This window comes from Planotetraspora thailandica (assembly GCF_016863335.1).
Lineage (GTDB): Bacteria > Actinomycetota > Actinomycetes > Streptosporangiales > Streptosporangiaceae > Planotetraspora > Planotetraspora thailandica.
The window spans coordinates 133,595-142,780 of sequence record NZ_BOOR01000043.1; the positions used below are offsets into that span (position 1 = coordinate 133,595).

At 70.0% G+C, this 9,186-nt stretch carries 6 protein-coding genes; 3 read left to right on the top strand and 3 right to left on the bottom strand.

Annotation, left to right across the window (positions count from 1 at the left end; genetic code table 11):
- Positions 1–42 precede the first annotated feature (42 nt).
- Positions 43–2,046 (top strand): hydantoinase/oxoprolinase family protein, encoded by a 2,004-nt coding sequence (locus Pth03_RS26915; RefSeq protein WP_203947175.1) that lies wholly within the window; start codon positions 43–45, stop codon positions 2,044–2,046.
- Positions 2,043–3,761: a hydantoinase B/oxoprolinase family protein gene (locus tag Pth03_RS26920; RefSeq protein WP_203947176.1), complete on the top strand. Its 1,719-nt coding sequence runs from the start codon at positions 2,043–2,045 to the stop codon at positions 3,759–3,761. Before Pth03_RS26915 ends, Pth03_RS26920 begins: the two co-directional genes overlap by 4 nt.
- Positions 3,762–3,834: 73 nt before the next feature.
- On the opposite strand, the gene Pth03_RS26925 is transcribed toward Pth03_RS26920, so the two are convergent.
- Both Pth03_RS26925 and Pth03_RS26930 read right to left on the bottom strand, forming a co-directional pair.
- On the bottom strand, positions 3,835–4,206 hold the full coding sequence (locus tag Pth03_RS26925) for a DUF742 domain-containing protein (protein ID WP_203947177.1): 372 nt from the start codon (positions 4,204–4,206) through the stop codon (positions 3,835–3,837).
- Complete coding sequence (locus Pth03_RS26930; protein ID WP_203947178.1) at positions 4,203–6,212, bottom strand: sensor histidine kinase; 2,010 nt, start codon at positions 6,210–6,212, stop codon at positions 4,203–4,205. The genes Pth03_RS26925 and Pth03_RS26930 overlap by 4 nt, the downstream gene beginning before the upstream one ends.
- 157 nt (positions 6,213–6,369) lie before the next feature.
- Between Pth03_RS26930 and Pth03_RS26935 the strand changes: the two genes are divergently transcribed.
- The gene (locus Pth03_RS26935) at positions 6,370–7,989 is read left to right on the top strand and encodes an ABC transporter substrate-binding protein (protein WP_239119394.1); all 1,620 of its coding nucleotides are present in this window, start codon (positions 6,370–6,372) and stop codon (positions 7,987–7,989) included.
- Positions 7,990–8,149: 160 nt separating this feature from the next.
- On the opposite strand, the gene Pth03_RS26940 is transcribed toward Pth03_RS26935, so the two are convergent.
- Complete coding sequence (locus Pth03_RS26940; protein WP_203947179.1) at positions 8,150–8,551, bottom strand: hypothetical protein; 402 nt, start codon at positions 8,549–8,551, stop codon at positions 8,150–8,152.
- Positions 8,552–9,186 lie beyond the last annotated feature (635 nt).

Below are 9,186 nucleotides of genomic sequence, written 5' to 3' on the forward strand. Positions count from 1 at the left end.
GCCACATCGACGCGGCCACGCCGGGGTTTTACGTTGCCTGGCATGGCAACGGTCATCGGAGTGGACGTCGGTGGCACCTTCACCGACCTGGTCCTGCACGACGCGGCGACAGGCGAGATCAGAGTAGCCAAGCAGCCCACCACGCCCTCGGCCCCCGAGCTCGGTGTGCTGGCGGCGGTGGACGCGGCGGTGCCTCCCGATCTGCTCGCCCGGTGCGGCCACTTCGTGCACGGCACCACCGTCGGGCTGAACGCGCTGCTGGAGCGGCGCGGCGCCAAGGTGGGCCTCATCACCACAGCAGGGTTCCGCGACGTGCTGGAGATCCGGCGCGGCGACCGCGACGACCCCTATGACCTGTTCTGGACGCCGCCGGACCCGCTCGTGCCGCGACGGCTGCGGGCCGAGGTCGCCGAGCGGGTCGCCGCCGACGGGTCCGTCGTGCGCGAGCTCGACCCCGAGGGCGTACGGCAGGCCGCCCGGCTGTTCGCCGCCGAAGGCGTCGACGCCGTCGCGATCGTCCTGATGAACTCCTACGCCAACCCCGAGCACGAGGTGCTGGCGGGCGAGGTGCTCCGCGACGCCGGGTTCGGCGGCCCGATCTCCCTGTCCCACGACGTGTCGGGCGAATACCGCGAATACGAGCGGACCTGCACCACGGTCGTGGACGCGTTCGTGCGCCATCGCATGGGCCCCTACCTGCACAACCTCGAACGCGAGCTGCGCGGGCGCGGCTTCGCCGGGGAACTGCTCGTCACCCGCTCGGGAGGCGGCGCGCTGACCCTGGCAGAGGCGGCGGCCCGGCCGTTCGAGACCATCCTGTCGGGCCCCGTCGCCGGGGCCGTCGCGACAGCGCGACTCGCCGCGGCGCTCGGGCTCCACACGGCCGTCGCCGCGGACGTCGGCGGCACCAGCTTCGACACGGCGCTGATCGAGGACGGCAGGCTTCCGCTGCTGTTCCAGGGAGAGGTCGTCGGACTGCCGTTGCAGAGCCCCTGGGTCGACGTGCGGTCGGTCGGGGCGGGCGGCGGATCGGTGGCCTACGCCGACTCCGGCGGCCTCCTGCGGGTCGGCCCGCGCAGTGCCGGAGCCGACCCCGGCCCCGCCGGCTACATGCGCGGCGGAACCGAGCCCACGGTCACCGACGCCGCCTTGCACCTCGGCATGATCCCGCCGGGCCACATCTCCGGGGGCATCTCCCTTTCCCCGGAGAAGGCCGCCGAGGTGCTCGCCCCGCTGGCCGGGCCGACCGGCATCGACGGCGCCGACGGCGTCGCTGAAGGCGTCATCAGGATCGCCACGGCCAACATGGCCCAGGCCGTGCGCGGCGTCACGGTGGAACGCGGCGTGGATCCGCGCGGCGCCGCCATCGTGGCCTTCGGCGGCGCAGGGCCGCTGTTCGGGTGCCTGCTGGCGAGCGAACTCGACGTCGACACGGTCGTGGTGCCGCCCAACGCGGGCAACTTCTCCGCCGTCGGGCTCGTTCAGGCCGACATCGTGCGCTCGGCCGCCCGCACGATGGTCCGCCCGCTCGACGAGGAGGCGCTTCCGGCCATCGAACAGCTCGCCGGGTCGTTGTTCGAGCGTCTGGCCGAGGCGGGAGCCGTACGCGAGCTGGACCTGGACCTGCGCCACCGCGGTCAGGAGCACACGCTGACCGTGCCGGTGCGGCTGGGCGAGGACGACGTCGCCGCCATCGCCGACCGCTTTTCCGCGGCCTACCACCGCACGTTCGGCCACCAGCTGCCCGACCCGCTGGAGGTGGTGACCGTACGGGCCACCACGCGGGTGGTGCTCGACAGCGAGCGTCCGCTGGTGCCCGCGCCGCCGTCGGGACCGGCCGCCGGCGGCACCACACGGGTCTGGTCGTTCAGCGGGCGTGCTTGGACGCAGGCACAGGTGGTGCAGAGGGAGAGTTTCATCGGCCCGGTCGAGGGCCCCCTCCTGGTGGTGGAACCGACCGCCACCACCTATGTGGACGCGGGCTTCACCGCGGAGGCCCACCCCAGCGGCTGTCTGCTGATCTCACGAAAGGACGGCGAGCGATGACGGACATCGTCCGCACCCGCTACACCGAGGCGCACCCCGGGCTCGGCGACGGCGCCGACCCGGTCACCACGGAGATCATCCGGCAGGGGCTCAACGCCGCAGCCGACCAGATGAAGCAGTCCCTCATCCGCACCGCGTTCTCGCCGATCATCTACGAGGCGCTGGACTTCGCCGTCGCCTTCTACGATGCCGACCTGTGCATGCTGGCCCAGGCCCCTACGCTGCCGGCGTTCATGGGCACGCTCGGCTTCTGCGTGCAGGAGGCGGTGGACGGCGTCGGCGGGCCTGGCGCGATCAACCCCGGCGACGTGATCCTCTACAACGACCCGTACGGCACCGGCTCGCACCCGCAGGACGCCGCGATGGTCGTGCCCGTCTTCGTCGAGGAGGGGGAGGCCCTCGTCGGCTACGCGGTCATCAAGGCCCACTGGCTCGACATCGGCGGCAAGGACCCGTACTGCACCGACACGGTGGACGTGCACCAGGAAGGCACGATCTTCCCCGGCGTGAAGCTGTACGACGCCGGGCGCCTGGTGAGCGACGTCTACCGGATGATCCTGGCCAACAGCCGCATGCCCGAAATGGTCATCGGTGACATCAACGCCATGGTCGCCGGGGCGCGGACGGGCGCGGAGGCGCTCACCGCGCTGGTGCGCCGCTACGGAATCGACACCTTCCGCCGCTGTGTCGCCCGTATGTACGGCCATGGCGAGGCGCTGGTGCGCAGCTGGTTCGAGCGGCTGCCCGACGGCGTCTACACGGCCAAGAGCGTGATCGACTCCGACGGCGTCAACGGCCGGCCGATCCCGTTCGGCGTCAAGGTCACCGTCTCCGGCTCGTCGGTGACCGTGGACCTCACCGACTGCCCCGACCAGGTGGGCGGGCCCGTCAACTGCCCGCTGCCCTCGACCGTGGCGGCCGTGCGCATCGCCGTGGCCTTCCTCGCGGGCGCGGGAGAGCAGCCCAACGAGGGCCACTTCCGCCCGCTCGAACTGGTCACCAGGCGCGGCTCCCTCTTCCACCCCGTACGGCCGGCCCCGTGCTTCATGTACGGCATCCCCTCCGACCACGCCATCGAGCTCATCATCAGGGCACTGGCGGAGGCCGTGCCGGGCTCGGTGCCCGCCGCGAGCGGTGGAGACATCAACGCCCTGGTGTGGTGGGGAAACCGGGAGGCCACAGGCGAACCGTGGGCCGACGGGGCGCCGCACCCGGTCGGGCAGGGCGGGTCTCCCGTCTCCGACGGCGCGAGCGCGCTGATGTACATCTCCGAGTCGGCCACCCGGCTGACCCCCGCCGAGGTGTGGGAGGCGCGCAACCCCTGGCGGATCGAGCGGCTCGCCCTGGCGGAGGACTCGGGCGGCCCCGGCCGGCACAGAGGCGGCCTCGGGCTCGACCTGTCCTTCCGCGTGCTGGAAGACCAGTACCTGACCTCCGCGCTGGCCAGGACGGCCCTCGAACCGTGGGGCCTGTCAGGCGGGTTGCCGGGCCGGCCCAACCGGCTCACCGTCGAATACCCCGACGGACGGGAGGAGGACTTCTCGCTGAAGACGCGGATCTTCCTGCCCAAGGGCGCTCTGGTCCATCTGCGCACCGGCTCCGGCGGAGGGTACGGCCCGCCGTCCGAGCGGGACCCCGAGGCCGTGCACGCCGACCTGCGGGAGGGCTACGTCACCCTGGAACACGCGCAGCGGCACTACCCGCACGCCTTCTGACCCCCGTCCTCGGGGCGCCCTCGGACGGGGGGCGCCCCGGCGGCGCTCAGGAGCTCTGCGCGGCGCGGGAGGGTCAGAGGGCGCGCAGCCCGCTGATCACCTCGGTGAGGATGCTCGCGCTCGGCAGCTGGGACACGTTCGCGGGCGGGCGCACCTGCACGAGCCCCTGTTCGTGGAGGTCGCCCACCAGCACCCGCACGACGCCCAGAGGGAGGTCGATCGCCGCGGCGATGTCGGCCAGGGGAGTCGCACGCGCGCAGAGGCTCAGGATCATCCACTGCTCGGGACCGAGACTGACCGGGGTCGGGCCGCCCGTGGCGGTCACGATGGCCACCAGGTCGATCGCCTTGTTCGAGGGCAGCACCCTGCCGCGGGTCAGCGCGTACGCCGGGACGACCGGTCCGGCTTCCTCGTCCAGCCACTGGTCGTGCGTGCGCTCGGTCATGACCTCTCCTCGCCGGGCTCCTGGTTTTCGTGGGTTCCCCGGCTGAGCGAGGCGAGGATGATGTCCTCGGGTGTGACCTCGTCCGTTGCCAGGCGGACGAGATCGGGGTCCTTCGGCACGTCGATGAGTGCGGTCGGGAGCAGCACGATCGCGGTCGTCCCTCCGTACGGCGAGGGCCGCAACGTCACCTGGATCTCCCGGCGGGCGGCCAGCCGGGAGACGACGAACAAACCCATGCGGTCGGTGTCGGCCAGGTCGAACTCCGGTGGGTTGGACAGGCGCTCGTTGAGCTCTTCCAGCCGTTCCGGCGTCATGCCGAGACCGCGGTCCTCGATCTCCACCGCGAAGCCGTTCGCGACGAGCTCTCCGCGGACGGAGACCGTCGTGTGCGGCGGCGAGAAGATTGTCGCGTTTTCGATCAGCTCGGCGATGAGGTGGATGGCGTCGGCCACGGCCGCCCCGTCGAGGCGGTGCTCCTCCATCGGGAACACGGTCACCCTGGCGTAGTCCTCCACCTCGGCGGCGGCGCCGCGCACCACGTCGTAGAGGGGGACCGGCTTGCGCCAGGCACGGCCGGGGGCCGCGCCGGACAGGATGATCAGGCCCTCCGCGTGGCGGCGCATGCGGGTGGTCAGGTGGTCGAGGCGGAACAGGTCCTCGAGCGTCTCCGGCTCGGTGGCCCTGCGCTGCATGCCGTCCAACTGCGTGCGCTGCCGGTGTAGCAGCGTCTGGCTGCGCCGCGCGAGGTTGAGGAAGACCTGGCTGACGCCTCTTTGGAGCTTGGCCTGCCCGATCGCGGCCTCGACGGCCGTGTGCTGCACGGTCGAGAAGGCGCGGCCGACGTCCTGGATCTCCGCGGTGTCGCCCAGCCGTTCGAGCGGGGGCGCCTCGACGGAGACGTCGACGTCCTCGCCCTTCTTGAGCTTGTCGAGCACGCGCGGCAGCCGCACGTTGGCGAGGTCGAGCGCGGCCTGCCGCAGCCCGGCGAGTTCACGCGCGAGGCGGGAGCCGAACCGCATGGACAGGAGGATCGAGGCGATGACGGCGAGCAGTCCGGCACCACCGGCGATCGCGGCCCGGGTGAGGATCGCGTCGGCGATCGGCGCCGCACGCTCGGTGAGCTTGGTGGCGGCCTCGGTCTGCGCCTTCTGGAAGGCCTCGGCGATGTTGTCGGAGGTGTCCTGCCAGGACTTCTCGGCCCGCGGCGTGAGCGAGGCGCCCGCGATGATCTTCTCTTCCTGCAGGCGGAGCCGCTGGTAGAGAGGCGTGGTGATCAGGTTGACGTTCATCTGCCGCAGGCTCTCGTCGAGCTCAGGCAGGGCCTGGTCGATGAGGAAGCGCCGGTTGCCGACGAGCTGGGTGAAGAGCTTGCGCTCCTCGTCGGTCATGCCGCCGGAGGCGGAGGCCGCCGCCGCGATCGACTGCTCCCGGGTCAGCAGCTCCTTGGAGTATCCGAGCGAGATGACCACGCGCGACTGCTCGTAGATCGGGATGTCGTCGATCAGGGCCAGGCTGTAGTGCATCCGGTAGATCGCGTCGGAGATGAGGTTGTAGGTCTCGATCGCACGCAGCCGGTCGGACAGACCCTCGTCGATCTCCGCCCGGATCTCGTCCAGGTGGGTCAGGCCGTCCAGCATCTCGTCGACCTGGGCGCGCATGGCGGGCGTGGTCGCGTTGCGTGAGGCGTCCGACAGGGCCAGCCGGCGGACCGTGTCCCGAGCGGCGTTGGTCCGCAGCCGCTGCGCCTCCATGTCCGCGCGGCCCACATGGGCGGGCGAACCGAGGTAGCGCGCGGAGTCCAGCCGCTCCTCCTGAAGCTCGACGATCAGCTTGTCGGCGGGCTGGCGGAGCGTGGTCCACAACGTGTTGTACGTGCGCAGGCTCAGGCTGTCGCCGATCGTCACACCGGCGGTCAGGGCCCACAGGGCGACCAGCGAGAGAAGCGGTACCACCAGCAGGCCGATGAGCCTGTACTTGATCGATCGGTCGCGCCTACGGGGACTCATGGCACCTCGTCCCGATGGGAATGCTGAGCTTCCGCTGAACTCGTGTGAGACAGGCAGAGGTTAGCAGCGGGATGTTTCAAATGAGAGTTCTGAGCGGAGATGGCCGGAAATATCAGTTCTAATCGTGATCATGCGGTAGTTTCGATCATGGTAGCTCATGGTGGAAAGGACCTCACGCCGCATGCGCCGTCTGCTCGTCCTGGGTGTCGTGGCCGCTTTGGCCCTTGCGGGCTGCGGCGGTGGCACAGCCTCCGACACCAGTGCCGTGAGCGCCCCCAGCCCTCAGGACTCCAAGTTCGTCTACGTGGCCAACCTGGACATCATCACCGACTGGGATCCCGCGACCTCGTACTCCAACGAGGTCATCGCGATGCAGAACGTCTACGACTCGCTCACGGTCTACAACCCGGTGACCAAGCGCGCGAGCGCGCGCCTGGCCACCCGCTGGACGTCGACGCCTGATGGCAAGACCTGGACGTTCACCCTCCGCGACGGGGTGAAGTTCCACAGCGGCCGGCCTCTGGACGCGAACGCGGTCAAGGCCTCCATCGAGCGGACCATCCGGATGAACGAAGGCGCCGCCTACATCTGGGAGTGCGTCGACGGCATCGCGGTCAAGGACCCGCTGACCGTCCAGTTCACGCTGAAGTACCCGGCTCCTCTCGACCTGATCGCCTCGGCCGACTACGCCGCCTACATCTACGACACGGGCGCTGCCGGCTCGGGCGACCTCGCGAAGTGGTTCCAGCAGGGTCACGACGCGGGCAGCGGGCCATACACGGTGGCCTCGTGGAAGAAGGGCCAGCAGAACGAGCTCACGCTGAAGGCCTTCCAGGGCTACTGGGGCGGATGGGACGGCGCCCACTACAAGAACGTGGAGTTCCTCGTCACGCCCAACCTCAACACGGCGTACCAGCAACTCCTCCGCGGTGAGATCAGCTACGTCCAGCGGCTGAACCCGAACCTCTACCACGCCGCGGCGACGACCGCGGGCGTGCGCACCCTGCAGGTGCCGTCATTCCAGAACATGCTCGTCCTGTTCAACTCGGCCTCGGGCCCGCTCAAGGACGTACGACTACGACAGGCCATGCAGAAGGCCATCGACTACGACGGCCTGATCAAGAAGCTGAAGGGCGCGGCAACCGCGGCCAACGGGCTCGTTCCCGAAGGACTTCTCGGTCACTCGAGTTCGATCGCCCCGAAGCAGGACATTCCGGGCGCGATCGCGCTGCTCCAGGCCGCCGGGTACGGTCCCGGCAACAAGCCGCTCCAGTTGACGCTCACCTACGCCGAGGGCGACGACGACGAGCAGGTACTCGTCGACCAGCTCACGACCACGCTCGCCCAGCTCAACGTGCAGGTGAAGGCACAGGCGATGCAGTGGAACGCGCAATGGGAGCTCGGCAAGTCGCGGGACGAGACCAAGCGGCAGGACATCTTCGTCATGTACTGGTGGCCTGACTACGCCGACGCGTACTCATGGTTCCTCAACGTCTTCCACAGCGCCGATCCGATCTCGTTCAACCTCACCTACCTGAACAGCAAGGCCCTGGACGCGCAGATCGAAAAGTTGCCGTCGCTCGTGGCCACCGACCGGGCGGCGGCGGATAAGGCCTACTTCGAACTGCAGAAGTACCTGATCGTCAGGCAGGCTGTGGTCGCGGTCCCGTGGGTGTCGAACTACCAGCGCGCCTACCTCGGCAACGTGCAGGGATACACGGACAACCCCGCCTATCCCAACGTCGTCTTCGTGCACGAGCTCATCCCCGGTGGATGACCGGGGGCAGCGGCCGGTCATCTGACCAGGCTGCTGCTTCACGGGCTTGCGGAGGGCCGGCGTGACGACACGGCGCGGCCGGGTCGTGGTCTCCGGCCTGGTCACCCGGACCGCGCTCTCCAGGCTGGCCTCCGGGCTCCTCTCCGGGCTGCGGAGGGCGTCAGCCCCGCAGCCTGCGGGTCGCGCCGACGCAGCGGACGGCGAGACGGGCCGGGATGGAACGCCGGGGTGCCGACGGCTCTTCGAGGCGGGCGAGCAGGGTCTGCCCGGCGCGCGCGTCGGAGAGGATGTGCTGGATCTGCTCTCCGGACGGCATCTGCCCGTGCTCTTCGAGCTCGTGGGTGAGGAAGGTCATGGGGGCGGCGTCTCCGGCCATGTCCGCCGCCATGGTGGCGCGGGCGGCGGTGAGGAGACGCAGGTAGTTGGTGCGCAGGATCGCCTCGCGCATCCTGAGCTGCTCGAGGTCGTCGAGCAGGGTGTGCGCGATCTCGAGCAGATCGCCCGAGCGCGGGTCCTCCGCGGCGATGTGTGCGCGGATGTCGTCGAACTCCGACCGCGTCATGATGGCCACCTCCACTGGCGGGGGCACGGGCGGCCTGACTGCCGCCGAACGAAGACTCCCGCATCGTGTTCGTAACGTGGAGCGATTGCGGACGGCTTGACATCCGGTTGCCCGAGGGGATCGCCCGGCATGTCGGCGGCCTCAGTGCCGGGCGTATACGCCGGCAGGGACAGGCCGACCCTCATGTCCGTTCCCCCCAGAACCCCTATGCATGTCGCCGGCGTGATCGCCTAGCGCTACTTAGATGCTTGAAAGCGCAAGTTGGTTGACGTCGCGCGTCGTCACATTTCGGAGAGGTTCTCGGACCTGTCGCCGCGATGGGACCGCGGTGCGGAACGGAGGTCGGCCGCGGCGGCCATAGGAGCGGCGGCAGGGGCTTCCCGTCTGCGGAACAGACCCCAGGCGATGTGATGAGCAAGCGCGAGCGGCGCCGGCAGCGAGACCGCTCGCTCCGTGACGTGATGACCGTGAGCGGCGCCGACAGCGTGACCGCTCGCTCCGTGACGTGATGACCGTGAGCGGCGCCGGCAGCGTGACCGGCGCGTGACGCCTTTGGATGCGTGAGTTCGTACGCCGCCGATCAGCCGGCAGGACCAATAGACGTATGCCGCTCAATGCGGCTGTGCCCTCTCGTA